This is a genomic window from Corynebacterium sp. NML180780, from assembly GCF_007786415.1.
Taxonomy (GTDB): domain Bacteria; phylum Actinomycetota; class Actinomycetes; order Mycobacteriales; family Mycobacteriaceae; genus Corynebacterium; species Corynebacterium gottingense.
Map to the genome: position 1 here is coordinate 194077 of NZ_VNKN01000001.1, position 26609 is coordinate 220685.

At 64.3% G+C, this 26609-nt stretch carries 22 protein-coding genes and 1 tRNA gene; 2 read left to right on the top strand and 21 right to left on the bottom strand.

Annotated elements, in window-relative coordinates; translation table 11 throughout:
* Positions 1-22: 22 nt before the first annotated feature.
* On the bottom strand, positions 23-3520 hold the full coding sequence (locus FPP74_RS00990) for a DNA-directed RNA polymerase subunit beta (protein WP_095535276.1): 3498 nt from the start codon (positions 3518-3520) through the stop codon (positions 23-25).
* A 407-nt stretch (positions 3521-3927) separates the two neighbouring features.
* Positions 3928-4866 carry a DUF3068 domain-containing protein gene (locus tag FPP74_RS00995; protein ID WP_144716835.1) on the bottom strand — a complete coding sequence of 313 codons (939 nt, stop codon included), beginning with the start codon at positions 4864-4866 and terminating at the stop codon, positions 3928-3930.
* A 531-nt stretch (positions 4867-5397) separates the two neighbouring features.
* Between FPP74_RS00995 and FPP74_RS01000 the strand changes: the two genes are divergently transcribed.
* Positions 5398-5676, top strand: coding sequence for a hypothetical protein (locus FPP74_RS01000; RefSeq protein ID WP_144716838.1), 279 nt, complete (start codon positions 5398-5400; stop codon positions 5674-5676).
* Here FPP74_RS01000 and FPP74_RS12375 read toward each other — a convergent pair.
* From FPP74_RS12375 to FPP74_RS01100, 19 genes are all read right to left on the bottom strand, one after another.
* Entirely contained in the window at positions 5622-6248 is a 627-nt protein-coding gene (locus tag FPP74_RS12375) for a replication protein RepA (RefSeq protein ID WP_255456024.1), read from the bottom strand. The genes FPP74_RS01000 and FPP74_RS12375 overlap by 55 nt on opposite strands.
* Before the next feature lie 320 nt (positions 6249-6568).
* Positions 6569-6892 (bottom strand): thioredoxin, encoded by a 324-nt coding sequence (gene trxA / locus FPP74_RS01015; RefSeq protein ID WP_099299417.1) that lies wholly within the window; start codon positions 6890-6892, stop codon positions 6569-6571.
* Positions 6893-6986: 94 nt separating this feature from the next.
* Positions 6987-7601: a CueP family metal-binding protein gene (locus FPP74_RS01020; protein WP_180965366.1), complete on the bottom strand. Its 615-nt coding sequence runs from the start codon at positions 7599-7601 to the stop codon at positions 6987-6989.
* Between the two features lie 120 nt (positions 7602-7721).
* On the bottom strand, positions 7722-8663 hold the full coding sequence (locus FPP74_RS01025; RefSeq protein WP_070478530.1) for a cation diffusion facilitator family transporter: 942 nt from the start codon (positions 8661-8663) through the stop codon (positions 7722-7724).
* A 2-nt stretch (positions 8664-8665) separates the two neighbouring features.
* Complete coding sequence (locus tag FPP74_RS01030; RefSeq protein WP_228008270.1) at positions 8666-9049, bottom strand: helix-turn-helix transcriptional regulator; 384 nt, start codon at positions 9047-9049, stop codon at positions 8666-8668.
* Positions 9050-9195: 146 nt separating this feature from the next.
* Positions 9196-9269 (bottom strand) — tRNA-Cys (locus tag FPP74_RS01035).
* Positions 9270-9284: 15 nt separating this feature from the next.
* Positions 9285-9803, bottom strand: a complete 519-nt coding sequence (locus FPP74_RS01040; protein ID WP_070478526.1) for a carboxymuconolactone decarboxylase family protein — start codon at positions 9801-9803, stop codon at positions 9285-9287.
* 234 nt (positions 9804-10037) lie between these two features.
* A complete protein-coding gene (locus FPP74_RS01045; RefSeq protein ID WP_099299415.1) occupies positions 10038-10382 on the bottom strand; it encodes a hypothetical protein in 345 nt (114 codons plus the stop codon).
* Between the two features lie 393 nt (positions 10383-10775).
* Positions 10776-11081: a metal-sensitive transcriptional regulator gene (locus FPP74_RS01050; protein WP_070478524.1), complete on the bottom strand. Its 306-nt coding sequence runs from the start codon at positions 11079-11081 to the stop codon at positions 10776-10778.
* A gap of 10 nt (positions 11082-11091) precedes the next feature.
* Positions 11092-13152: a heavy metal translocating P-type ATPase gene (locus FPP74_RS01055; RefSeq protein WP_200818376.1), complete on the bottom strand. Its 2061-nt coding sequence runs from the start codon at positions 13150-13152 to the stop codon at positions 11092-11094.
* Positions 13153-13365: 213 nt separating this feature from the next.
* Positions 13366-13974 carry a YdhK family protein gene (locus tag FPP74_RS01060; RefSeq protein WP_070478521.1) on the bottom strand — a complete coding sequence of 203 codons (609 nt, stop codon included), beginning with the start codon at positions 13972-13974 and terminating at the stop codon, positions 13366-13368.
* 97 nt (positions 13975-14071) lie between these two features.
* A complete protein-coding gene (gene fdxA, locus FPP74_RS01065) occupies positions 14072-14401 on the bottom strand; it encodes a ferredoxin (protein WP_070478519.1) in 330 nt (109 codons plus the stop codon).
* An 89-nt stretch (positions 14402-14490) separates the two neighbouring features.
* On the bottom strand, positions 14491-15624 hold the full coding sequence (locus tag FPP74_RS01070) for an MFS transporter (RefSeq protein ID WP_255456025.1): 1134 nt from the start codon (positions 15622-15624) through the stop codon (positions 14491-14493).
* Positions 15625-15678: 54 nt separating this feature from the next.
* A complete protein-coding gene (locus FPP74_RS01075; RefSeq protein ID WP_070478515.1) occupies positions 15679-16824 on the bottom strand; it encodes an FAD-dependent oxidoreductase in 1146 nt (381 codons plus the stop codon).
* Positions 16825-16871: 47 nt separating this feature from the next.
* Positions 16872-17207 carry a metal-sensitive transcriptional regulator gene (locus FPP74_RS01080; protein ID WP_070478537.1) on the bottom strand — a complete coding sequence of 112 codons (336 nt, stop codon included), beginning with the start codon at positions 17205-17207 and terminating at the stop codon, positions 16872-16874.
* A gap of 85 nt (positions 17208-17292) precedes the next feature.
* Entirely contained in the window at positions 17293-17544 is a 252-nt protein-coding gene (locus tag FPP74_RS01085) for a YHS domain-containing protein (RefSeq protein ID WP_070478513.1), read from the bottom strand.
* Positions 17545-17627: 83 nt separating this feature from the next.
* Complete coding sequence (locus tag FPP74_RS01090; RefSeq protein ID WP_070478511.1) at positions 17628-19898, bottom strand: cation-translocating P-type ATPase; 2271 nt, start codon at positions 19896-19898, stop codon at positions 17628-17630.
* 47 nt (positions 19899-19945) lie between these two features.
* A complete protein-coding gene (locus FPP74_RS01095) occupies positions 19946-20887 on the bottom strand; it encodes a hypothetical protein (RefSeq protein ID WP_070478510.1) in 942 nt (313 codons plus the stop codon).
* Positions 20887-21096 carry a heavy-metal-associated domain-containing protein gene (locus FPP74_RS01100; RefSeq protein ID WP_070478508.1) on the bottom strand — a complete coding sequence of 70 codons (210 nt, stop codon included), beginning with the start codon at positions 21094-21096 and terminating at the stop codon, positions 20887-20889. The genes FPP74_RS01095 and FPP74_RS01100 overlap by 1 nt, the downstream gene beginning before the upstream one ends.
* Positions 21097-21701: 605 nt before the next feature.
* On the opposite strand from FPP74_RS01100, the gene FPP74_RS01105 reads away from it, so the two are divergent.
* Positions 21702-26576 carry a Rib/alpha-like domain-containing protein gene (locus FPP74_RS01105; RefSeq protein ID WP_144716842.1) on the top strand — a complete coding sequence of 1625 codons (4875 nt, stop codon included), beginning with the start codon at positions 21702-21704 and terminating at the stop codon, positions 26574-26576.
* The last annotated feature ends 33 nt before the right edge of the window (positions 26577-26609 follow it).

Below are 26609 nucleotides of genomic sequence, written 5' to 3' on the forward strand. Positions count from 1 at the left end.
CTTATCGACGCCCACCTGGCGCCTAGACGGTATCCGCCGCTGAACCCTCGTCGCGCGAGAGGTTGATGCCCAGCGAGGAACCGGCCTGGTCAAACTCATCGTCGTCGCCGTCGAGCTCCATGGCGCTGCCGTCCGTGGAGAGCACCTCAACGTTGAGGCACAGAGACTGCAGCTCCTTGAGCAACACCTTGAAGGACTCCGGGATACCCGGATCCGGGATGTTGTCGCCCTTCACAATCGCCTCGTAGACCTTCACGCGGCCGACCACGTCGTCCGACTTGATGGTCAACAGCTCCTGCAGGGTGTAGGCAGCGCCGTACGCCTGCATTGCCCACACCTCCATCTCGCCGAAGCGCTGGCCACCGAACTGGGCCTTACCGCCCAGCGGCTGCTGCGTAATCATGGAGTACGGACCGGTGGAACGGGCGTGGATCTTCTCGTCCACAAGGTGGTGCAGCTTGAGCATGTACATGTAGCCGACGGAGATCGGGTACTTGTACGGCTCGCCGGAGCGACCGTCGTAGAGGCGGGTCTTGCCCTGGCCGTCGACCATCACGTCACCGTCGCGGTTCGGCTTGGTGTTTGCCAGCAGGCCTGCGATCTCCTCGTTGGACGCGCCGTCGAACACCGGCGTTGCGGTCAGCGACTCCGGCGGGACGTCGTAAAGGTGCTCCGGCAGGGTCTCCAGCAGCGCGGCGTTCTTCGGGTCGTCCGGGTTCACGGTCCAGCCGGCCTTGGCCAGCCAGCCCAGGTGCACCTCGAGGACCTGACCGATGTTCATACGACGCGGCACGCCGTGCGTGTTCAGGATGATGTCCACCGGGGTGCCGTCCTCCATGAACGGCATGTCCTCCGTCGGCAGGATCTTGCCCACAACGCCCTTGTTGCCGTGGCGGCCTGCCATCTTGTCGCCGTCCTGGATCTTGCGCTTCTGCGCGACGTAGACGCGGATCATCTCGTTCACGCCTGCGGACAGATCGTCGTCGTCCTCGCGGGAGAAGCGGCGGACCGCGATGACCTTGCCGGTCTCACCGTGCGGCACCTTCAGGGAGGTGTCGCGGACCTCGCGGGCCTTCTCACCGAAGATGGCGCGCAGCAGGCGCTCCTCCGGGGTCAGCTCGGTCTCGCCCTTCGGGGTGACCTTACCCACGAGGATGTCGCCGTCGCGCACATCAGCGCCGATGCGGATCACGCCGCGCTCGTCGAGATCCTTGAGCACGTCCTCGGACACGTTCGGGATCTCGCGGGTGATTTCCTCGGCACCGAGCTTGGTGTCGCGGGCGTCAATCTCGTGCTCCTCGATGTGCACGGAGGTGAGGATGTCCTCCTCCACCACGCGCTGGTTGAGGATGATTGCGTCCTCGTAGTTGTGGCCTTCCCACGGCATGAAGGCGACGAGCAGGTTGCGGCCGAGCGCCATCTCGCCGTTCTTCGTGCCCGGGCCGTCCGCGATCACCTGGCCAGCCTCGACGCGCTGACCAGCAGACACGATCGGGGTTTGGTTGTAGCAGGTGCCCTGGTTGGTGCGGTGGAAGGTACGCAGCTGCTGGGTGTCGCGAGTGCCGTCGTCGCCCAGCACGGTGATGTAGTCGCCGGTCACGGTCTCGATGACACCGGAGAGCGGGGAGATGACGGTATCGCCAGCGTCGTAAGCAGCGCGCTGCTCCATGCCGGTGGCCACGTACGCAGCCTCGGAGCGCAGCAGCGGCACAGCCTGCTTCTGCATGTTCGCACCCATGAGGGCGCGGTTCGCGTCGTCGTGCTCGAGGAACGGAATCATCGCCGTTGCCACGGAGACCATCTGGCGCGGCGAGATGTCGAGGTAGTCAACGCCTTGCGGGCCGACGACGCCGATGTCGCCGTCCTTGAGGCGGACCTCGATGCGCTCGCCGGTCAGCTCGCCGTCCTTGGTCATCGGGGTGGCCGCCTGCGCAATCGCGTAGCGGTCCTCCTCGTCGGCCGTGAGGTAGTCGATCTGGTCCGTGAGTTTGCCGTCGTTGACCTTGCGGTACGGGGTCTCGATGAAGCCGAACGGGTTGACGCGCGCGTAGGACGCGAGCGCGCCGATCAGGCCAATGTTCGGGCCCTCAGGGGTCTCAATCGGGCACATGCGGCCGTAGTGGGACGGGTGCACGTCTCGGACCTCGATGCCTGCGCGCTCACGCGACAGGCCGCCCGGACCCAGCGCGGACAGACGACGCTTGTGCGTCAGGCCGGACAGGGAGTTGTTCTGGTCCATGAACTGCGAGAGCTGCGAGGTACCGAAGAACTCGCGGATCGCAGCGGAGACCGGACGCACGTTAATCAGAGAGGTCGGCGTGATGGACTCCGCGTCCTGGGTGGTCATGCGCTCGCGCACGACGCGCTCCATACGGGAGAGGCCGACGCGGACCTGGTTCTGGATCAGCTCGCCAACGGTGCGCAGGCGACGGTTACCAAAGTGGTCGATGTCGTCGGTGTTGATCGGGATGAGCTCGCCGGACGGGGAGGTCATCTCGGTCTCGCCAGCGTGCAGGCGCACGAGGTACTCGAGCGTGGTGGCGATGTCTTCCTCGGTCAGCGTCATCAGGCCATCGTGATCGCCGCCGAGACCCAGCTTGCGGTTGACCTTGTAGCGGCCAACGCGGGCCAGGTCGTAGCGCTTGGGGCGGAAGAAGGAGTTCTCCAGCAGGGACTGCGCGAGGTCGCGGGTCGGCTGCTCGCCCGGGCGCTGCTTGCGGTAGATCTCCAGCAGGGCCTCGTCCATGTTGGCCACGCCGTCGTTCTCCAGCGTGGACATCATGAGCTCGGAGAAGCCGAAGCGCTCCTTGATCTGCTCCTCGGTCCAGCCGAGCGCCTTCAGCAGGACGGTCACCGGCTGACGACGCTTACGGTCAATGCGCACACCGACGGTGTCGCGCTTGTCCACGTCGAACTCCAGCCACGCACCACGGGAAGGGATCACCTTCACGGCGTGCAGCGGACGCTCGGTGGACTTATCAATGGTCTCGTCAAAGTAGACGCCCGGGGAGCGCACGAGCTGGGAGACGACGACACGCTCGGTGCCGTTGACAATAAAGGTGCCCTTGTCCGTCATCAGCGGGAAGTCGCCAATAAAGACGGTCTGGGACTTAATCTCCTGCGTATCGTTATTAATAAACTCCGCCGTCACGTAGAGCGGCGCGGAGTAGTTAATGTCCTTCTCTTTTGCTTCCTCGATGGTGTACTTCGCATCTTCGAAGCGCGGCTCGGACAGCGTCAGGCTCATGTTGCCGGAGTAGTCCTGGATCGGAGAGATCTCCTCCAGGATGTCCTCCAGGCCGCTGGCCACGCGGGCGTCCTCGCCGCGCAGCTCCTGCTCGCGGGTGCGCCACTCAGGCGTACCGACGAGCCACGCAAAAGATTCAAGCTGTACATCAAGAAGACCCGGGACGGTGATCGGCTCAGCGATCTTGGCGAACGAGTAACGTTCGGGGGCCCCGGGAATATCAGCCATTGACATGGTCTGGTTTGAGACTGCCAAGTTGGGTCCTTCCAGCACCTAGGGCGGACGCCACGCTATTTACTCTGGCTCTGTAAACAACCGGCATTTCCGCTGGGTAAGTTAGCATTTCGGTCTGCTTCGGAAGACCCGCCCCCAGAGATGACAAAATCACCTTGTCAAATCAGCACCCTTCGACATACCCCCTGCTCACACAGGCTTTCCGACGGGCGCCTCATGCAAGGCTCGCGCACTTCACTGGAGACGGCTTCCAGCGCAACGACTTAGCCTATAGCACAGTGCACGCTTTGTAAAGAGCAGACACACCCCCGTGTCGCCTGCGCGTCGTCGGAGCGAAAGCGGTGCCGTCGATAAGCTTGCTCCTGCACCGGAAACCTCACCGGTGACGTCGCTGCGGGGAAGCCTACCACCAGAGGTTGCTAACTCGGCAACCCCGCGACACCCGGCTAGCGGGCGCGGCCGGGACGGAACGCGCCGACCAGGCCAAACAGGGCGACAAACGCGCCGAGCGCGATGGTACCCCACGTAACCTTTTGCGATACGGATTGCGGCACCACGCGGGAGAGCTGGGCCACCATCGCCTCGGTATCCTCCGGCGACATCGCGGCGTCGTAGGTAATGACGTTGGTGGGGTGCTCGCCGTTGTCGTCGGCGTAGAAGATGTCGACCTTTTCTCTCATGCCAACCACAAGACCGGTGACCTGGTCGACCTGAATTTCGCGGTCCGCAGCGTAGTTGCGGAAGGTGCGCACGCTGTCAGCATCCTCGCCTTCGCCGACCTCGGCGGTGCTGGTATTCAAGGCGTCGGCGTAGCGCAGCGCTAAGTTCGTCGGCTCGATATGCTGGGTAAAGGTATACACAGTGCGGCCGCCGATCTCTTCCTCGCCGGCAAACTGCGCGGGCGCACTCCCCCGCAGCTGCGGGTCGAACACGTTGTAGTCCTGCTGCTGCACGTCGGACGGCAGCTTCAGCCAGGGCCCGTCCACGGGCACCTCCGTCGCAGGCATCGCCATCTGGCTGGACACCTGCGCAGGCAAGGCCACCTGGCCGGTGGCACGGTCCAGCACCATCGACCAGGTGGACGCGGTAACGAGGTTGTCAAAGTCCGAACCGGCCGTGCCGGCACGCAAGGTATCGCCGATGCGCACGCTCGCCACGTCGTCATTCGAGGGGTCCTGCACCTCCATGTGGAGCTGGCGGGTCACGGGGGCAGGCTCGCCTTCGCGTGTGCCGTCGTCGTCGCGAAGCGTCCAGGTGGTGTGCGCGAGGTCGAGGGGCAGGCGGGCGTCGCCAAGCAGGAAGCGCGGCGCGAGCAGGCCAGCAACCACGAGCGCGATGCCGAGACCCACGAGGAGCGCGGAGAGAATCCTGGATTTAGGCAGCATGGGCCAAAGTGTAGTGGACACAGCTCGGGCTCCCCTGCGGGCGGGCATGACCACGTAACATTCTCAGCAAACGAGGCGTTGCGCCCCCGGTATCTCAGAATGCAAGATTTTTGCACACAGCTTCGGCTCAGCATGTGTAAGGACATTCGCGCGTTTCGCACCCGCTTTGCAACACTTCACGCCCACCCCCCTTCTGCACGGATACAAACACGTACCTCTATACCTTTTGTGGCAGGTAAACTACCCTTTCCGGCCTACTGGTTAGTGTTTGAAAACCATTACCCCCCCCTGATCACCCCCATACCACCCGCGGACCGGATATAAGCTTGGACGCATACATAGTGAGTAGGGACACATTTATACCGCCTTTTCGCGTACTGGCGTCGCCGAATTACCCCCCAGGCACCCCAAAGCCATTTCCAGATTCCTGAGACTCACTTAGAATATCGTGCCAAACCGTCAGAAAATACTAAGGAGAATATGATGGCTTACCCACCTGCCCAACCCCCTAAGAGAGGCCGCCGCCGCGGCATGACAATGCTTGCAGCCTCGATGGCCATCGCCGTCGGATCGCAAGCGCTTCCAGTAGTTGGCCCTCACGCAGCAATTGCCAACGTGGCTCACGCCGCCGAGGCACCGAGCGCGAGCGACTGGGACCCCGCCAACATCGTCGAAGCGGATGCCATCACGCCGACTGACCGCGTGAACAAGGGCGTCCTCGACGGAAAACGCAACGTGGTGTGGGGCTACCTCTCCTACGCTGACCGTGGCACCATGTGCTGGAAAAATTGTGGCGTGAGTTTGATGTAGGACTCGATGAAGCTTCCCTGATTAGGGTCGCGTGCATCAAACCATAAGTCCCATTCATCCATAATTTGAGTGTGTTTACCACGTGCGCGTACGCCATCGTCCTCTTTGACGGTCACGCGAGCATCAGCCAGGCGCAATAATTGCTCGCGGATATTGGCCAAGTTCCCTGTTGCGCCACCTGTGCCGCGTCCAGTTACTCCGATGGCTTGGAGGAAGTGGTTCATGGAGTGTCCGAGAGGGATGCGGACTGCTTGCTCAAGGTCTATTTTGCCTGCTTTGAGCTTTCCTGCGTTTTCCACGGCACGGGTGACGATGTAGGCCATGATTAGTCGGGGATATTTGCCGTAGGGCAATCCTCCATCGGCGTAGACAACGATTCGGCCTTGTGCTGTCTCTATGACTCGTTTTTCTTCGTCGGTCTTGCGGTATGGAAATAATGCTTGGACGAAGAGTTTGGATGTGTAGCCAATGTCTTGGGCGTTTATAAGTTCTTTTGCTTGATTAACTTCTCGGTCTTGGGCAGTCTTTTGGGCTGCTTGAAGCTGAGCAATTTTTTCTGGTGGCAGTGCCATGGAAGAATCCCTTTTCTGGTGACACTGCTTAACTTCTTGCAAACCGTGTATTTGGTGTATATGAACGAGGACAGAGGGCCACGCCCGTCGCCGGAGTTCGTGGAATGGCTTATGGATCTGCCAGTCAGATGGATTACCGACACGATGGGCGGACTGACTGCAAATCAGCAGAAGACCGCCTTCGGTAACGGGGTCCTGCCACTTCAAGCGCTCGTTGCACTGCGCAGTCTTGCATTACGTATGCAATCACGCTGAGTCGGGCGACCATCAACTGCCGCGCAACGGTCGGCGGAGTTCGGGAACGGTTCGACGGCCGAGCCTCAGATAATGCCTTCGAGGCGTTGCTCGATCTGCGGCTTCGGCATCGCCCCAATGATCTCGCGCACGATTTCACCCTTGTCGAAGACCTTCATCACAGGGATCGAACTGATGTTGTAGCGTGAGGCGATGTCGGGGTTCTCGTCGACATTGAGCTTGGCGATGAGGAGCTTTCCATCCTGCTCAGCTGCAATCTGGTCCAGGACCGGCGCGATCGCACGGCACGGGCCGCACCAGGCTGCCCAGAAGTCCACGAGAACGGGGACCTCGCTCTGGAGCACAACCTCTTCGAAGGCCTGGGTGTCGACGGTGGTGACTTCGCTCATGGGACTGCTTTCCTTCCTATTACACGTCGCGTGCGATAGACCGCGCGCACATCACAACACCCTACCCGGTGGGGGTATTCCCGTGGTGCTAGTTTTAGACCAGTCGCATCGTGGTCAGGCAGGTTTGCGCATCGTCGCCGACGGTCGAAAGTTCGGAGGTGACGGTCTGGCCGTCGTGGGTGATCGAGATCGATGTCTCGATGCCTCGGGGCAGCCAGATCCCGACGAAGCCGTTGTCGAGGGTTCTCAACTCCTCGTCGACGATCGTCTCGCCGGTCGTCGCATCCGTCACCGTTACGGCCACGTCTGCGTTGCGCAGCTCGCCCAGGCATCCGGTCGGGCTGTGGTAGTAGCAATCATGGGTCTGCGACCGATACGGGGCAACGGATACGTAGATCTCGTCACTGGGCAACCGCACCTCTGTCGCGTGCTCGTGCTGATCAGTGAGCGTGACCATCTCCGCAGTGATCGACGTGGTCAAGGTCTCCGTGCGATCGTCCAGCGGGATCGCATCGAGCGTTTCGACCAGCTCCCGCACGTCGAGGCCTTCGAGACCATTCTCGACAAGAATCTCGGCTCCGCTGGCCGAGGTGGCTGAGGGTGAGTCGTTGGCGGCCGCGCATCCGGTGAGCAGGAAAGCGCCGATCACGACGGTGGTTGCAGCGGTTTTCTTCCCGCCGTACTTCGGCAATGACCTGAGGTTTTTCATGGGATTCCTTCTCGTGCCTGCCCGTGGTGCCAATTGGCCATAGTACCCCATAGGGGTAGTGCCTACCTGTGTGATGCGGAAGCGCCCCGCCCGGTACGAGCCCGGGAGGGGGCGCTGCGTTCAGTCGTGCTTGCTGACTTCCGGTTCATGTTCGGCAATGTGCTCGGTCTCGATCTGGAAGGTTGCGTGATGGACGGAGACCTCGAAGTGTCCTGCGACGCAGTCTTTGATCTCTTGGAGCATCTGGGCGGCATGACCGTCGGTGAAGCATTCGTCGTCGACGACGACGTGGGCGGTCAGGGTCGGTAGGCCGGTCGCCACAGTGGAGGCGTGCAGATCATGAACATCCTGGACGTGGTCGAGTTCGAGGATGTGTGAGCGGACTTTGTCGAGGTCGAGGCCCTTAGGAGTGAACTCCATGAGGACGCCGGTGGTCTCGCGCATCAGCTTGAACGCGCGAGGCACGATCAGGGTGGCGATGAACAGTCCGGCGATGGCGTCGGCCTGCATGAACCCGGTCGTGGAGATCACGATCGCCGCGATGATCACTCCGAGTGAGCCGAGGGCGTCGTTGAGGACTTCGAGGAACGCGGCACGCATGTTGAAGTTCGAACCGCGGCTGGAGGCGAGGATGGTGATGGCGATGATGTTCGCGACCAGGCCGATGATGCCGAAGATCAGCAGTTCGCTTGCGGGCACCTCCGGCGGCTCGAACAGTCGCCGGATTCCTTCGATGGCGGCGTACGTGCCCACCACCAGCAGCAGTGCCGACTGTCCGAGGGCTGCGATCACCTCGATACGTCGGAACCCCCAGGTGCGCTTGGAGTTGGCGGGCTTGAGCATCAGCGTCCCGGCGATCAGTGCGACCAGTAGGCCGACGGCATCGGTGATGGCATGGGCGGTGTCGGTTAGCAGTGCGAGGCTGCCGGTGATGACCGAGCCGATGGCCTGGGCGACGACGATCGTCGCGGTGATCGAGAATGCGATCCAGAGTTTCTTGCGGAAATCTCCAGGGTGCCCGGTCTCGCTGGCTGCGGGGCCGTGATTGTGTCCTGCGCCCATGTCTACTTCTTCTCCGTATCTGTCGCGTGGTGGGTATGTGGGAGTCGCAGGTGCGTGCAGAGCAGGGCCTGCGTGCCGGTGGCATCGAGGAGGCATTCGGCAGCGGCGACGAGGGTACGCAGGAGTTCGGGCTGTGTCAGCGAGTACCAGGTGGAGCGCCCTTCCGGGCGCATCGTCGCCAGGCCGCACTCAACGAGAAAGCCGACATGTTTGCTTACCGTGGACTGGGCCAGGCCCATGTGCTCGACCAGATCGCGGACCCGGTGCTCGCCCGAGGCGAGGTGCTGCACGATCGCCAACCTCGTCGGTTCTGCAAATGCCTGGAACAGGTGGGCGTACGCTGCTGTCGCCACCTCGTCGAGGGTTGCCCCCTCTTGTTGATTCATAGTCATATAGCGATTATATCGCTCTATGACGATATTGTCGAGTGTGATCTGTCGCTCGATGCGAAATGAAGCTCAGAGGTTCCGGCGCGCCCGAGGGTGGACTGCCCGCTTCCTGCGACGCGTGCCTTATTGGATTCGGCGGAAAGTGGAGGTGCCTACGGGACTCGAACCCGTGTACAAGGTTTTGCAGACCGCTGCCTATCCTCTCGGCCAAGGCGCCAAGTCGCCGGCAAGATCAGTCGCCCGGCGTGAGGCCGGCAACCAGGTTGAAGGCGCCGGTGAGAATGTTCAGCGACACGACCCCGACGACATCAGAGATCTCACGGTCGCTGTACCCGAACCCCCGAAGCTCGTCGATCTGCTCGTCGGTGATCGACGCAGGCTCACGGTAGACCTGGAGGCCGAGCGCGATCATCGCCGCGACCGGGCCGGTCATCGCCGTACCCTGCTGGGCGAGTGCGATCTCGTTATCGCTGACCCCGAGTGATCGTGCCGCGCTGATGTGCGAGGCCAGGCACATTCCGCATCCTTGCTGCGACTGCACGGCGATCGAAACGAGCTCGCTGACCTTGCGGTCGAGCTTGGCGCGACGCATGGCTTTGCTCAGCTGGAGATAACCGCCGAGCACCGCCGGGGAATGCGCCATCGTCGAGACCATGTCTCCGACCTCGCCGTGCCGCTCGACGAGATCGCCGAGCAAGTCTCGTGAGCTCCCCACTGCGGTCTCAGGGGTCAATCGGGAAAAACGGGGCATAATGCCTCCTTAGTCAGTTTGGTCGCGAGTTCGAGGTTGAACCCGCAGGGATGCGTTCCTGCTGCTGATGCCCGGCATGTACACCGGTCAATAGGTAGAAGTCGCCGGACTCGCGTTGCTGCCGACTCACGATCCCGGCCGCATCCAGGTGCGGTGTGTCATACGTGGCGTGCGCGTGTTCAGCCTCTCTCATAGTCACCAATCCTACCCTTTACCCCTATGGGGTATCAAGTATTATCCGATTGGTTTGAAGGACTCGGAGACGCGTGGCCGGGTGCGGCGGATTGAGGTGAGGCCAGAGACGACGGGTCCGCGCAGGAGTACGTGTCCAGTCGGAAGGGTCAACCGCGTCCAGCGGCCGGCGGTGGAGATCGCGGCCTCTCCTTCGGAGCTGAGGAACCCGAAGACGTAGGCGGCGAACGCGACGCCTTGTGGCAGCGACGCGAGGGCTGTGTCCGGGGTGCCCCAGACCATGCCCCGGATCTTGCGGGCGACATCGTCGCCGGGTTTGTCGGGAAGTGCTTGGGCCACGGCCTCGATGCCGGCACGGACGCTACGCATCAGCGTCAGACTGGACACGTCCGCAATGTATCTCCACCCGTGTTGTGGGGGTTCGACGCTGGTCCAAGCGGGTGCCAGCGAGGTCTCCGGCAGTTCGAGGGACAGGGGGTCGACGGTCGCGGTCAGGGTTTCGACGGTGACGTCGCACTGCAGCTCGGGGTCGGAATGGAGCGTGCGAAGGACGAGGATCGTAGGGGTGCGGTCGAGCGGACCACGGGGCGTTGGTACACCGCACTCATGCGCAGCAGCCCGGCCGCGGCCTGCAAGCGCACGCCGTGGGCGCCGGCTCGCCTGGCCCGTTGAGCGAAAGTGGGCGCATCGCGGGCGGACGGCGTGTCGGTGAGGATCAGGCGTGGAGGGCGTCGTGAGGGCTTCCCGCCGTGTCCTGGAACGCGGCCTCGGGGTCCGGGATTAGGAGCGGACGAGTCGGTTGATGGCGTCGGTGGCTTCCTGTATCTTCTCGACGGCCGCCTCGTCGCTGAGCTTCGCTGCGTCGAGCACACAGTGCTTGAGATGATCGTCGAGTAGACCGGTCGCGACCCCCTGGAGGGCGCGGGTCAGGGCGGATACCTGGGTGAGGATGTCGATGCAGTATTTCTCTTCATCGATCATCTTCGCGATCCCTCGGGCTTGACCCTCAATGCGCTTCATACGGCCGAGGTAGCGCTCCTTGTCGTTGATGTATCCGTGCTGATGAGAATCGGTGTCGACAGACATGGGCATGTCCTTACTTCTGGCGTTCCAGGACGGAACGCGTGCTGGCTTCGGGTGTGAGGTCGATGCGCCGCAGGAGTTGGGCGTTGAGCGCGACGACCACGGTGGAGGCCGACATCAGGATCGCGCCGATCGACATTGGCAGGACGAATCCCACCGGTGCCAGGATGCCGGCCGCAAGCGGCACGGAGATGAGGTTGTATCCGGCGGCCCACCACAGGTTCTGCTTCATCTTACCGTATGCGCGTCGTGAGAGCTGGATGATGGAGAGCACCGACCGGGGGTCGGAGCTGGCCAGGATCACCCCGGCCGAGGCGATGGCGACATCGGTGCCGGCGCCGATCGCGATGCCGACGTCGGCCTGGGCCAGTGCCGGGGCGTCGTTGACGCCGTCGCCGACCATGGCGACCTTCTTGCCCTCGTGCTGCAGTTGGGCGACCTTGGCGGACTTGTCCTCGGGGCGGACGCCGGCGAAGACGCGGTCGATGCCGAGCTCCCGTCCGACCTCGTTCGCCACGGCCTCGGCGTCGCCGGTGATCATGACGACCTCGACGCTCAGGGCGTGGAGGGCGTCGACGGCGTTGCGGGATTCGGGGCGGATCTCGTCGGCGAGCTTGAGGCCGCCGACCACCTGGCCGTCGCGGAGGACGTGCAGGATGATCGCGCCCTCAGAACGCCATTCCTCGGCTGTGCCGACCTCGTGCTGGCCGGTCTCCTCAAGCAGCCGGGGGCCGCCGACGCGGACCTCCTGGCCGGCGACAGTCGCGGTGACTCCGACGGCGGGCGAGGATGAGAAGCCGCTGGCCTGCTGAAGGGCGAGGCCCTTGTCCTTGGCGGCGGCGACGATGGCCTTGGCGAGCGGGTGCTCGCTGTCGGCCTCGGCCGAGGCCGCGAGGGCGAGGACCTGGTCGGCGTCGAGGTCGCCGGTCGGTTCGACGCCGGTGACGGTGGGCTCGCCCTTGGTCAGTGTGCCGGTCTTGTCGAAGAGCACTGCGTCGACCTGCCGCATCGACTCCAGGGCGAGGCGGTCCTTGACCAGCACGCCGCCGCGGGCGGCGCGCTCGGTGGCGATGGAGACCACGAGCGGGATCGCCAGGCCGAGGGCGTGGGGGCAGGCGATGACGAGTACGGTGATGGTACGGACCACGGCCTCGTCGGGCATGCCGATGAGCGTCCAGACGACAGCGGTGACCAGCGCCGCGCCGAGAGCGAACCAGAACAGCCAGGCCGCGGCCTTGTCGGCGATCCGCTGGGCGCGGGAGGAGGAGTTCTGGGCCTCGGTGACGAGCCGGTTGATCCCGGCCAGGGCGGTGTCGTCGCCGGTGGCGGTGATTTTCACCCGCAGGCCGGAGTCGGTGGCGACGGTGCCGGCGGTAGCTGTCTCGCCCTCGCCCCGAGAGACCGGGCGGGACTCGCCGGTGATCATGGACTCGTCCATGTCGGCGCGGCCGTCGACGATGGTGCCGTCGGCCGGAACGCTGCCGCCGGGGCGCACGATCACGACGTCACCCACAACGAGGTCGGCTGGGGCCACCTTAACGACGTTCTCGCCCTCGACGCGCTCGGCCTCGTCGGGCAGCAGTGCAGCCAACGAGTCGAGCGCCGAGGTGGTCTGGGCCAGGGAGCGCATCTCGATCCAGTGGCCCAGCAGCATGATCACGATCAGCAGCGCCAGCTCCCACCAGAACTCCAGCTCGTGATGGACAAGCCCGAGGGTCGCGGCCCAGGAGGCGAAGAAGGCCACCGTGATCGCCAGAGCGATGAGCAGCATCATCCCGGGCTTGCGGGACTTCAACTCGCTGACGGCGCCGGTGAGGAAGGGCCTGCCGCCCCAGACGTACATGACGGTGCCCAGTACCGCGGCGACCCAGCCCGCCCAGCCGGGGACCTCGTAGCCCAGCAGCATGGAGAACATCGGCGAGAGGGTGACCGCGGGGATGGCGATGACGAGGTTGATCCAAAACAGCCGGCGGAACTGGCCAACGTGGTCCCCGTGGCCGCCATGGCCGCTGTGATCTCCGTGGACACCGTTCTCATCGAGGCCCGTGTGGTCTGAGTGCTGCCCGTGGTTCATGGCGTGGCCCTGGTGTCCAGTGTGCTGGCCCTCGTGCGTGCCGTGCGCCTCCGCCGAGGCGTGTGCGGACACAGACCCGTGGTGATGCTCGCCGTGAGCGGGTGCATCGGTTCCGTGACCGTGGTGCTGGTGTGAGTTCGGGTCCGTCATCGTTCTTCTCCTTCGTCATCGAGCCATGCCGCTCACCCGGTCGCCGGGCAAGCGAACGTCGGCTCAGGGCGCTGGTTGGATCTCGCTCTCGACGACCCACTTGTGGTTCGTCATCTTCATGCCGTCCGTCTCGTAGTCGACCATGTAGACCGTCTCATCGGTGGACGAAGCGATGGTGGCCCTCGCGCCCTCCATGCCCTCCATGTGCTTGGCGAGCAGCGTCACCGCTGTGCCATCGGTCAGGCGCTCGTCGCCGGCATCCTCGATTTCTTCCTGCACGACCCACTTGTGGTCCGTGACGGGGTCGCCGCCACCTGCGTTAGTGTAGTTCACGGAGTACGTGTACGTGTCGAATGCGCCGGAGATCGTCGCTGTCGCACCGTCCATGCCTTCCATGTGGTCGGCCGTGAGCTGTACCTCTGTGCCGACCGGGTATGTGGGGTCACTGGCTTCGGCGATACCCTCGGGTGCCGGTCCGCCGTCCATCGGGTGCTCCATCGAGTGATCCATTTCCTCATCTCCGCTTTCTGCATTGTCGCCGCCGTGGCCCTGCTCCTCAGTAGCCGAAGGGTCGGTCTGCTGGTCTTCGTCTGCTCCGCTGCTGCAACCGGCGAGCACGAGTGTCACTCCGAGCACTCCTGCTGCCAGCCCTGCTCGCAGTCTCCTCTGCATGTCAGCTCCTTTCATCATGACACCTACCCTATACCCCCCAGGGGTACTAGTCAAGGATTGCGCGTTGTACCGGCGTGAATCGATCGAATTGTCCTTCTCAGAGGGACTGCTCATGTTGGATGGGCAATGCGGCGATGAGGGGATGGTCGAAGCCCGCCGGTCCGATCTTCGCGGCTCCACCGGGAGAACCAAATTCGTCGAAGAACTCGACGTTGGCCTTGTAGTAGTCAGACCATTCGTCGGGCAGGTCGTCTTCGTAGTAGATGGCCTCGACGGGACAAACCGGTTCGCAGGCTCCGCAGTCAACGCATTCGTCGGGATGGATGTAGAGCGAGCGTTCGCCCTCGTAGATGCAGTCGACAGGACATTCGTCGATGCAGGCGCGGTCCTTGACGTCCGCGCAGGGAAGCGCGATCGCATAGGTCATGGCTGCTCTTCTTGGTCGGGTGCGGTTCGGCGGCGAGAGTCGGTGGGGAGTTCGGAGAAGTCGTCAGTCTCTGCCGGATCTGCGGCCGGCTAAGGAATGCGCAGGCGTAGGACGGTGGCTGCAAGGCTGAGGACGATGATGATCGCACCGAGGACTGTCATCGTTCCTGACAGGGTGAGTACCGGCACGAGCAACCCGGCGACGATGGTGGGCACGCCGAATGCCAGGTAGGCGACCGTGTAGATCACAGCCATCACGGCGGCGCGTTCCGACGATGCCGTGTGGGGCATGAGTGTGCGCAGCACCCCGAGGAACGCTGTGCCGAACCCGGAACCGACGATCGCGACCGACACGACGTAGGCCGGGTAGGAACCGAGTGCGAGGGCGACGATGCTCGCTGCGGTGCCGAATGCCAGGGCGCTGGTCGCATACAGGCTGATGGTGCGGGCGGAACGCCGCTGCAGGACGGACGAGGCGGTGATTCCGGAGATCGCCAGTGCGAAGATGACGATGCCCGCGTGGGTGTGCGTGGAGCCCCCGAGCTCACTGCCGACGAGGCCGGCTCCGAGCGCGAGGAAGAGTCCGTTGGTCGCCCACCCGGCGATAATCGCGGGCACACCGGCGGTGAACATGCGGCGCAGGTGCAGTGGCACCATAAACCGCGGGCGGAGGTCGCCACGTCGTATCCGGGTCTTGGGGACCAGTTCCGGTGTGCTCCACACCGTCGCTGCCACGGTGAGGAAGGCGAGCACGAGCGGGCCGAAGACCGCAGCTGTCGGTTCGGGGGTGAGATCGAGGAGCAGCGCAGCACCGAGTGCCCCGGTCCCGAGACCGATCATCGGCCCGATCGTGTTCCACAGGGCTGCGATGTTCGGATGCGACGGCGGCTCGAAGTCGATCATCATCGCCGACAGGGCCGGGATGAGCAGACCCGCTGCGAGTCCTTGCAGAGCGCGGGCGACCAGGAGTGTCGCGAGGCTGTCGGCGAACCAGAACATGGCCAGGCTGAGTGCCAGCGCCAGGGAACCGGCGGTTACGACCGGACGTCGGCCGATGTGATCGGAGAGCGGTCCGAGGTAGAGCAGCGCGGCCAGGAGGGTGAAGGTGTAGACCGCGAATACGAGTGTGGTGGCGACGGGGACGAGTCCGAGCTGTTCTGCGATCTGGGGGTAGAACAACGACGGCGCGCTGGCAGCCGCCATCATGAGAATGGTCGCTGCCATCGCGAGCGCGAAACCCCGCCGCGGGATCTGCCTCGTATAGTCGCCCGCCATCGTCTATGCCTGCAGGCCGTGGAGCTGCTGACCCCACTGGTAGACGGTGCCGACCGCGTCGATGCCGGTGACGCCGACGACGGTGCCGTCGGTCTCGTGGCGCACGATGAACTCCTCGCCGGCTTCCACCTGGGCGTCTGCACCAGCGGTGTACCCGACTCCGGAGATCATCTGACCGTAGACCAGCGCCATGTAGGGGCTGCGCGGCAGGTAGGTGCCCGGATCGTCGCTGATGTCGAGGTCGTGCAGTGCGGCCTGTGCGGCGTGCGTGCCCTGCGCGGCGGCGTCTTCCCAATGGTCGATGCGCCAGACGCCCAGTGCTTCGTCGTGATGCGTAGCTACACCTCCGGCGGCGTAGACGTGGTCTGCTGCGGCACGGAGGCGATCATCGACGTCGATGCCGTTCGTCCACGGCGACGGGGCTGCGGGCGTCGTGCCGAGCGCAACGAGGAGTAAGTCGGCCACGATGCGTTGATCGTCGTCGAGGGTGATGGCAACACCGGATTCTGTTTCGTCGACATGCTGGAGAGTGCGACCGAATCGAGTCTGCACCTTGGCGGCATGGTCAGCGGCGAGGCGCTCAGCCACCGGCGCCCCAAACGCTCCGATGCCGGGAACAGAACTGCGAGAGACCAGCATGACCATGTGTCCGTCGGCTTGCAGCGACGAAGCGGTCTCGGCTGCGATGATTCCGCCGCCATAGATCGTCACTCGCGCCGGCCGTGCCAGGCTGGTCAGCAGATCGCGGATACCCATGGCATCTTCCAAGGAGTGCAGAGCAGTGACCCGGCCTTGTCCGACGTCGTCGCCTTCGAGTACACCCGCGGGCAGAGAGCGGGGCACGCTCCCTGTCGCGACAATGAGCGCGTCGTAGGAGACCTGCGCGCCGGAGGTCAGTTGGACCCGCTTCGCCGTAGTATCGACATCGAGCACGGTGTCGGCGATGACCTCAATCTGAGGTAGCGGGAGCTTGATCATCTCCGGCGGGGTCGGGCCGAACGCGATTCCTTTGATGAGCATTCGCGTGTAAGGCGTCTCCCCGGTGCGGGTCACCATCGTCACCCGGACGTCGTCACGTGTGGCGAGAGTGCGGGCGGCTGCGGCTCCGGCTGCTCCTGAACCGAGGATGAGGACGTGTTGTGTGGTCATAGGGAAACTCCTGGGCTGCAGGTCGTGATCGATTTGGTGTGCGGGCGTCAGGAGCGAACGAGACGGGCGATGGCCTCGGATGCCTCGCCGAGCCTCTGCTCGCTGACTGGTCCACCGGCGAGGGCGGCGTCGAGGACGCAATGCTTGAGGTGATCGTCGAGCAGTCCGAGGGCGACGTTTTCGAGTGCCCTGGTGGCTGCGGAGATCTGGGTGAAGATGTCGATGCAGTAGCGGTCCTCATCGATCATCCGATCGATGCCGCGGATTTGGCCTTCGAGGCGCCGCAGGCGATTGCGGTAGGTCGCCTTGTCGCTGATGTATCCGTGGACGGACGGATCGCCGTCGCCTCCCGCCGGGCAGGTGTCGATGTGAGGTTCGGTCATTGAGGTCGGGGTGGTCATGTCGGTTCGCTCCGATCAGGTGCCGGGGTGCCGCAGCGGTGCCGCGGCACCCCGGCACGCTGGTGGATTACGCCATGTTGGCGGCGTATTTGGCGGGGTCCGAATCAAATGCGGGGCCGCAGCCGGCGCAGCAGAAGTAGTAGCGCTCGCCCTTGAAGTCGCGGTAGAGGCCGGCGGCCTCGGCGGTCTTCTTGCTGACCGGGGTGCCGACCATGACCGGGCAGGTGGTCATGTCATCGGCGCCCCCGCCGAGCAGGTTCTCGCGTCCACCGTTCTCGGCGGCGGGGTTAGTCTCGTTCGTGCTACAGCAGTTGCTCATTTTCTGGTGTTCCTTCTGTATCGGATTCGTATGGATGGGTGGGTTCTGTATCGGATTGGTATGGATGGGTGGGTTCTCGTTCGTCACTTCGTGGCGACGCTCTTGAACCCGCGCAGGCGGAGGCTGTTGCCGACGACGAAGACGCTGGAGAACGCCATCGCCGCGCCTGCGAGCATGGGGTTGAGCATGCCCAGCGCTGCGACTGGGATCGCGGCGGTGTTATAGGCGAATGCCCAGAACAGGTTGGTCTTGATCGTCGAAAGTGTCTTCCGAGACAGACGGATCGCGTCGACCGCGGCCCGCAGGTCGCCGCGGACCAGGGTGATGTCGGAGGCCTCGATCGCGACGTCCGTGCCGGTGCCCATCGCCAGGCCCAGATCGGCCTGCGCGAGCGCGGGGGCGTCGTTGACGCCGTCGCCGACCATCGCGACGATCTTGCCCTCGCCCTGGAGACGGGTGACGACGTCGACCTTGTCCTTGGGCAGCACCTCGGCGATGACCTCCTCGATGCCGACCTCGGCGGCGATCTGGCGGGCCACGGCCTCATTGTCACCGGTGAGCAGCACCGGGGTCAGGCCGATCTCCTTGAGCCCGCGGATCGCCTCCGCGCTCGTGGGCTTGACGGTGTCGGCGACGACGAGGATGCCGCGCGCAGCACCGTCCCAGCCGATCGCGACGACCGTCTTGCCTTCACCCTCAGCTTGAGCCTTCGCCCGTGCGACCTCCGGAGAGAGCTTCTGTGACCAGTCGGCCAGCAGCGACTCGCGTCCGACGACGACCGGGGTGCCCTCGACGATGCCCTGCACGCCCTTGCCTTCAACATTGGCGAAGTCCTCGGGCGTGGGCAACTGGCCGACTTCCTGGGTGGCGCCCTTGGCGATCGCCTGCGCGATCGGGTGCTCCGAGGAGTCCTCCAACGCACCCGCGAAGCGCAGCAGCTCGGCACGGTCCACACCGGATTCGGTGATCACATCTGTCAGGGTCATCTTGCCGCTGGTGACGGTACCGGTCTTGTCGAGCACGACGGTATCGACCTTGCGGGTGGACTCCAGCACCTCTGGGCCCTTGATGAGGATGCCCATCTGCGCCCCGCGGCCGGTGCCGACCAGCAGCGCGGTCGGAGTCGCGAGTCCCAGCGCGCAGGGGCAGGCGATAACGAGCACGGCGACCGCTGCGGTGAACGCGGCGGCGACGGGGAATCCGGCTCCCAGCCAGGCGCCGAGGGTGATGAACGCGACGACGATGACGATCGGCACGAACACGCCGGAGATCGTGTCAGCCAGACGCTGCACCTCGGCCTTGCCAGTCTGCGCATCCTCGACGAGCTTCGCCATCTGCGCAAGCTGCGTGTCCGAACCGACACGGGTCGCCCGCACGACAAGGCGGCCGCCCGCGTTGACGGTGGCACCGGTGACCGAGTCGCCCTCGCGGACCTCGACCGGTACGGACTCGCCGGTGAGCATGGAGGCGTCCACCGCGGAGGAGCCGGAGACCACGATGCCGTCGGTGGCGATCTTCTCACCCGGACGAACGATGAACTCGTCGCCGACCTGCAGGTCAGAGGTGGGGATCTTCACCTCAACGCCGTCGCGGAGCACGGCGACTTCCTTCGCGCCGAGCTCCAGGAGGGCGCGCAGCGCGGCCCCGGCCTGGCGTTTGGAGCGCTTCTCGAAGTAGCGGCCGGCGAGGATGAACATCGTCACGCCCGCGCCAACTTCGAGATAGATGTTCGCCGCGCCATCCGAGGGAGCGATCGTGAACTCGAACGGGTGCGTCATCCCGGGTGTGCCAGCGGTTCCGAAGAATAGTGCGTAGACGGACCACAGCAGTGCGACCGAGGTGCCCATCGAGATGAGTGTGTCCATCGTCGCGGTACCGTGCTTGAGGTTCGTCCATGCGGCCTTATGGAACGGCCAGGCTGCCCAGATGATCACCGGGGCGGCAAGCGCGAGTGAGGCCCACTGCCAATATACGAACTGCAGTGCGGGGATCATGGCCATGGCGATCACGGGAACCGTGAGCACAATGGCGCCGACTAGCCGATGGCGCAGCGAGGTGAGCTCAGTGTCTTCCTCCTCCCCGGCCTCGGTCTCCGACGTGTTCGCCGTGGTGCCCTTGGGCTTGGGCAGCGCAGCCGTGTAGCCGGTCTTCTCGACCTCGGCGACCAGCAGGCCCGGATCGTAGCCGGCAGGCACGGTGACCTTGGCCTTCTCGGTGGCGTAGTTGACCGTGGCCGCGACGCCCTCGAGCTTGTTCAGCTTCTTCTCGATCCGGTTCGCACAGGAGGCGCAGGTCATCCCGCCGATCTCCAGCTCGATGTCCGGCCCACCGATGGGGGGCGCTAATGTACTCATCCTCTTCCTTCTCTCTTCATCTCTCGTGCGACGCCAGGCCCTGCGGGTCAGTGGCCGCCGGTATGCGAATCGTCTGTCTGCGAGCCGTCACCATGCTCGGCGTCGATCACGAACTCGGCGGTGTGCACCTGCCCATCGACCTGGAAGTCCAGGTAGAGCAGGTAACGGTCGGCGGTCGGGGCCTCCGCTGCGAATCCGATCTCGGGTCCGGCCGTGTCCCTGGCCTGGGGCTCGTCGCCCTCGGCGTGGACGTGCAAGTAGGCGAGGTCGCCTTCGCGCAGCGCCACCAGGTGGCCAAACGCGCCCAGGTAGGGCTCCAGCGTGGTCACCGGCTGACCGTCGCGCTCGACCGAGATGGTGAGCTCGCTTGAGGTGCCGGCGGTAAGGTCGCCATTCAGGGAGACGGTGTATCCGTCGACCTCGTCGGTGGTCTGTGACTCGGTCTCAACAGGGGCGAAGTCGCCCGCCACCTCGACGGCGCGAGTCAGGGTGATCCCTTCGGCTCCCTCGCCCTCGGGTGTGAAGTCGGCGTACACGCGGTAGGTGCCCGCCTCGTCCCAGGTCCACGGCACCGACCAAGTGCCTGTGCTCGTGTCAAGCTCGGGGTGCACGTGCTGGAAACCAGTACCATCGGTGCGAACGGCGATCAGATGCAGGTCCTTCTCGTGCGCGGTAGTGTACTCGGTCACCGCTTCGCCGGACTCGTCGAGGATCTGGAAACTCAGGTCTCCATCCTCGCCTGCAGCCGTGGGAGCCTGGACTGGGGAAAGTACGAAGCCGTCCGCGCTTGCGGAGACCCCGTTCAGAGTGGGCTCCGCAGTTTCTTGCGCAGCGCCGCCGTGTCCTTCACCGTGTGTGTTCACGTCACTTCCTTCTGCCCATGCTGCTACGAAGCTGTCAGGAATGACGGCGCCGGCAAGGCCGAAGGCCCCGCCGAACGCCACCACCAGCCCGGCCCCGTAGAGCGCAAGCCGTCCTCCGGCCTTCATCAGACACGCACCGCCGAGTAGCCGGCCTCCTCGACCGCCGCGAGGACCTTGGCATCGTCAATCTCGCCCTCGGCGGTGACGTTAAGCTTGCCGGTCTGCGCGCTGACCTGGATGTCCTGGACGCCGGGGATCTCACCGACTTCCTCGCGGACCGACATCTCGCAGTGCCCGCAGGTCATGCCCGTCACCTGGTAATTGTTCGAAGCCATTATGTATCCTCCTTGTGTCTCTGTAGTACCCCTACCGGGTACCTGTACAAGTCAACAGTATACCCCTGTCAGGTATTCCGCAAGAAGGGGGTGGTCGTATGAGCCACATCGCACGCGTGCTGCAGACGATGGCTGGAGCGTCCGACATGCGCCTCGTGGCGAAACGATGCTGCGGGGCGACCCGCTGGACGGTGTCGCTGCGCGTCGGAGAGTAGTGGTCCCGGTCTAATGAGAACCGTGGACTTCCTTGCCACGTCGGCGAAGGCAGTGACGACCGGTACGGGCCGGACACCACCAAACACCGATCAGTCGCTGGTGCTCATGGTACGAAGCCGGCCATGTCAACTGGATTCGCAGGCGTTCGAGATTGGTGAGTGGAACAGACGAATCCCAGCTGGAGTGCTCAGTTACGCCGGAGACAGTTAGCAGCCCCTGTGCAGGCATTAGTCAGGAAAAATAACCCCTCACAGGTTGCTGGCACTGACGCTTTTAAAAACAAAGGGTTCGGCGCACTCGTGCAGGCGGCCCGGGAGTCTCAGGAAGTCTTCGAAACCATCACGGCAGATCCAGGCAACCTCAATAAGTTCCTGGAGGTGCTAGCGCACATGATTGTCGCCATGGAGGTCGACGATATGCGCAACCCATGGAGCGACACCCCGGTTCCGGAGGGCGCGGACATGTACATGCGCTACGACACCGGTGGCGGGAAGATGTCTCGCATCCACAAGGCGACGACACACACGGATGACTTTGGCAACACGGTCTACGCCTTCGAGTTCAAGGACGGCTCCCCGAAGCTGGCTGCAGGCACCTGGAAGGATGGCTCCGCTGACGTCCAGCTGCTGATCGGCGAGAACAACTCGGCGATCAACCCGCACATCAACGAGCCGTTCTCCGTCGTACGCGCGACCCCGGGTGGCGCATGGTACAGCGGCAGCGTCGAAGATTCCCGCAACCTCAACTGGTCCATCCACCCAGTGGCAGTCAACGACCGTCGCGGCCCCACGTGGGGTGAGACGGTGGTCAAGGTCTACCAGGTCTCCCCCGCGTCGAACACCCTGAAGAGCCAGCTCTCCGAAACCCCGGATAAGGCCGTCAAGCGTACGTACTCCGGCCGGGTATGGAACGACTTTATGAAGGGCACCAACACGGAGAACGTGTGGGCCAAGGACCAGTACAACATCAACGTGGACAATGGTGTGCTTTTCGACGGCACGGACACTCCGGCCGAGGGACACACTGTCTACCAGGCGGTACCGAACGACGAGGCGTACCAGGCGCTGGATGCGATCCGTCGCGATACAAACACCACCGGTAACCGCACGACAGCCGACATCCAGGGCCGTATCAAGCGAACGGCAGACTACGTCCGGGCGCATCCCGAGAACCTCACCGTCTACTCCGCACCGGTGAAGGCGGATGGCACCTACATGCTGCGCTCGTCCTTCGACCAGGCCCGTCACGCGGACTACGTCTACATGTGGGTCGAGGACGCAGACCACAACATCAAGACAAACCTGTCGTCCTGGAACACCTCTGAGTTCCGCGCACCGGTGGGCAACGACGTCTATACCGAAAAGGGCCACGCACAGCGCTCCCTTGCCGACACCGACTGGGCGCATAACGGCCACGTGCCTGGCCAGAAGCACCTGGGCAACAATGCGAACGTTGCCACCGCCCCGCACCGCGACGGTGGCGGCAACTGGACCAACGTGAACTTCGCGTTGGCTACAAACGCTGACGGCTCCAGCCACACGGTCACCCCGGGCCAGCCCGATCGCGAGGCTGATAACGACGCGAACGATCCGACCTATGGCGGCCGCGTCGAAACGCCGCGCGGGACCGACACCGTCATCGACGGCCCGAAGAACACGGACGGCTCCGACCTTCCTGGCGACACCACCTTCGAGCAGCACCCGACTAAGCCGGTCACCGGCCCGAACGGTGAGCAGCTCCCGGGCTTCCCGGGCAAGGTAACGGTCGACCCGGGTACCGGCAAGGTCACGGTCAACCCGGACAACGGCGCTCGCGAGGGCGACTACGACATTCCGGTCAAGGTCACCTACCCGGACGGCACCACCGATACGGTCGACGTTGAGGTCACCGTCCCGGCCCGCGACAACGCGACCGAGGATCCGGACAAGTCCGATGCGGAGAACTTCGACCCGTACTACCAGCCCGCACAGGGCAAGCCGGGCGTGGGCACGAAGGTTGACCAAACCCAGGACCTGCCGAAGGGCAGCACCTTTACCCCGACCCTGCCGAACGGCTGGACCGCGTCCGAGCCGGATGAAAACGGCGACTTCACCGTCACCCCGGCGAAGAACGCTCGCCCGGGCAAGGTCGACATCCCCGTCCTGGTGACCTACCCGGACGGCTCACAGGACACCGTCACCGCGCCGTTCACCGTCCTGCCGCTGGATAAGGGCACGAACGACCCGCGTTACGAAGACACTGAGACCCCGAAGGGCGAGCCCACCGAGATCGATTCGCCGAAGAACCCGGACGGCTCCGAGCTTCCGGAGGACACCACGTTCAAGCCGGGCGAGAACGACTTCCCGGGCAAGGTCGAGGTCGACCCGGGCACCGGTAAGGTCACCGTCACTCCTGACGACGATGCAACCCCGGGCGACTACGAGATCCCAGTTGAGGTCACCTACCCGGATGACTCCGAGGAGACCACCACCGTCACCGTCACCGTCCCCGAAGACCCCAAGGACAACGGCGACGGCGGCGATACCGGCTCCTCCGACCAGGCTGCTGACAACGACCCGAGCTACGGCACCACCGAGGGCGCGGCTGGCAAGGAGACCAAGGTTTCCCAGAACGGCGACCGCGAGCTGCCTAAGGGCACCAAGATCACGGTCGCGGATGCTCCTGAGGGCTGGACCTTCGGAGAGCCCAACGAGGCTGGCGACTTCACCGTCGCCCCGGGCCCCGACGCGTTCTCCGGCACCCGCGTGACCATCCCGGTTCGCTTCACCTACCCGGACGGCACCATCGACGACACCGAGGCCGTCTTCGTGGTGACCAACGACGCAGCCGACAACGACCCTGCGTACAAGGAAACCAAGGCTCCGCGAGGCAAGGACACGCGTGTCGACGCCCCCACGAACCCGGACGGCTCCTCGCTGCCGGAGGACACGACCTTCGAGCAGGGCGACTCTGACGATTCGGACTTCCCGGGCAAGGTCACCGTCGACCCTGGCACCGGTGAGGTCACGCTCACGCCTGACGAGGACGCCACCCCGGGCGACTACACCATCCCGGTTGACATCACCTACCCGGACGGCACCGAGGAAACCATCGACCTCCCGGTCCTCATCCCGGATGACACCACCATCACCCCGCCGGACAACGGCGGCAGCGACAACGGTTCCGGTGACGGTTCGGATGACGGTTCGGACGATGGCTCCGGCGACGGTTCGGATGACGGTAAGGACAACGGCTCTACCGACGCTGTAGACAACGATCCGGCGTACTCCCCCGGGTCCGGTCCGGCGGGTACCGCGACCGAGCTGAAGCAGGATGGCGACCGTGAGCTCCCAGAGGGCACCAAGTTCGTCCTGCCGAAGGCACCGGCTGGCTGGACCTTCGGTGAGCCGAACGAGAACGGCGACTTCACGGTCACCCCGCCCGAGTCCGCTCTGCCGGGTACGGCAGTGTCTATTCCGGTCAGCGTGGTCTACCCGGATGGCTCCCGCGAGACCGTCAACGCACCGTTCGAGGTTGTTGGCACTTCCGATGACGCAACGGACAACGAGCCGGTGTACGACGGCGACACCAAGGTCGAGCCCGGTGACACCGAGACCGTCGACGCACCGCGTAACCCGGACGGTTCTGCGCTTCCGGATGACACCAAGTTCGAGCACAAGGACGACGATTTCCCTGGCAAGGTCGAGGTCGATCCGGGTACCGGCGAGATCACTGTCACTCCGGACGAGGACGCAAAGCCCGGCAAGCACACTGTCGTCGTGGAGGTGACCTACCCGGACGGCACCACCGACACCGTTGAAGTCCCCGTCGAGGTCATCCCGGCTGACAGCGGAGACGAGGACAAGGACGACGGTAAGGGCGGCGACAACGGTAAGGGCAGCGAGGACTCGACTTCCCAGGCTGACAACAACAACCCTGGCTACGAGAACCAGCGCGGTCTGGCCGAAACCCCGGTCAAGTTCGAGCAGAACGGCGACCGCGAGCTGCCGGAAGGCACGACGTTCGTCTTCCCGAAGTTCCCGTCCGGCTGGACCCTGGATGGTGACGCTGACACCGGTGACTTCACCATTAAGGCGCCTGCGAACACTCCGAACGGCACCGAGGTGACCATCCCGGTCATCGTTTCCTACCCGGATGGTTCCAGTGAGACGCTGTCTCCGATCTTCACCGTCGGTACCACCTCGGGCGGTTCCGATAAGCCCGGCGACGGCGGCAATACCGGCACGACCCCCGGCGGAAACACCGGCGGCAACGACACCGATGGCAAGGACCCGCAGGATAGCGACGCGCACGATCCCACCTACGGTGGCGACCGCACCACGACGCCTCGCGAACAGGACACTGTTATTGAGGGCCCGAAGAACGAGGACGGCTCCGATCTTCCGAAGGACACCACCTTCGCACCCGGTAAGCACACCTTCCGGGGCAAGGTGACCGTCCACCCGGGCACCGGCAAGGTGACGGTAAACCCGGACAAGGACGCCAAGGGCGGAAGCTACGACATCCCCGTCGTGGTGACCTACCCGGATGGTTCGAACGAAACGATCACCGTCCCTGTGCAGGTTCCGCCGCAGGTGTCCAACGGTGCGACCGTTGAGGTCAAGCCGGGCGATACCGTCACCGTTGGTGGCGACATCGACCCGAAGGATCTGCAGATCCGCTACCCGGATGGCACCATCAAGGACATCTCCGAGCTCAACCCGGGCAAGGACGCTGATGGCAACATCACCATCACTGTCCCGAAGGACTGGGCCGAAGGCACCTACGTCATCGAGACCAAGGATGGCGACCGCGTCGTGGTCATCAAGGTTTCCTCGGAGTCGCAGGGCACGACCACTGGTTCCTCGGAACTGAGCGATCGCTGCATCGCCGGTCTCGCGGGCGTCGGCATCCCGCTCCTGCTCCTGATCCCGCTCGGTGTGGCTACCCAGGTGGCTATCCCGGGTCTCGAGGAGTTCCGCGCCGAGGCTGGCAAGGCTATCGAGCAGGTGAACACGCAGATCCAGCAGCAGCTGGGTATCTTCGACGAGCAGTTCGCCCAGGCGGCACAGTCCGTGCTTGGACCGAACTTCCCGGCCCGCGAGCTCGGCACCGCAGCCGCGGCTCTGGCGCTCACCGCACTCGGTCTGCTCATCGCTGACCAGATTGCCCAGGCCTGCGCGCCTGAGTACGACGGCCTGAGCTCCAAGATTGGCGGCGGCGAAGGCGCCAAGGGGTCTTCCAGCAAGGAAGACGCGAAGAAGAACGAGGCTGATGAAAACTAGTTCCACCTAGTTGGCCGCGGCCGCCAGCATCAA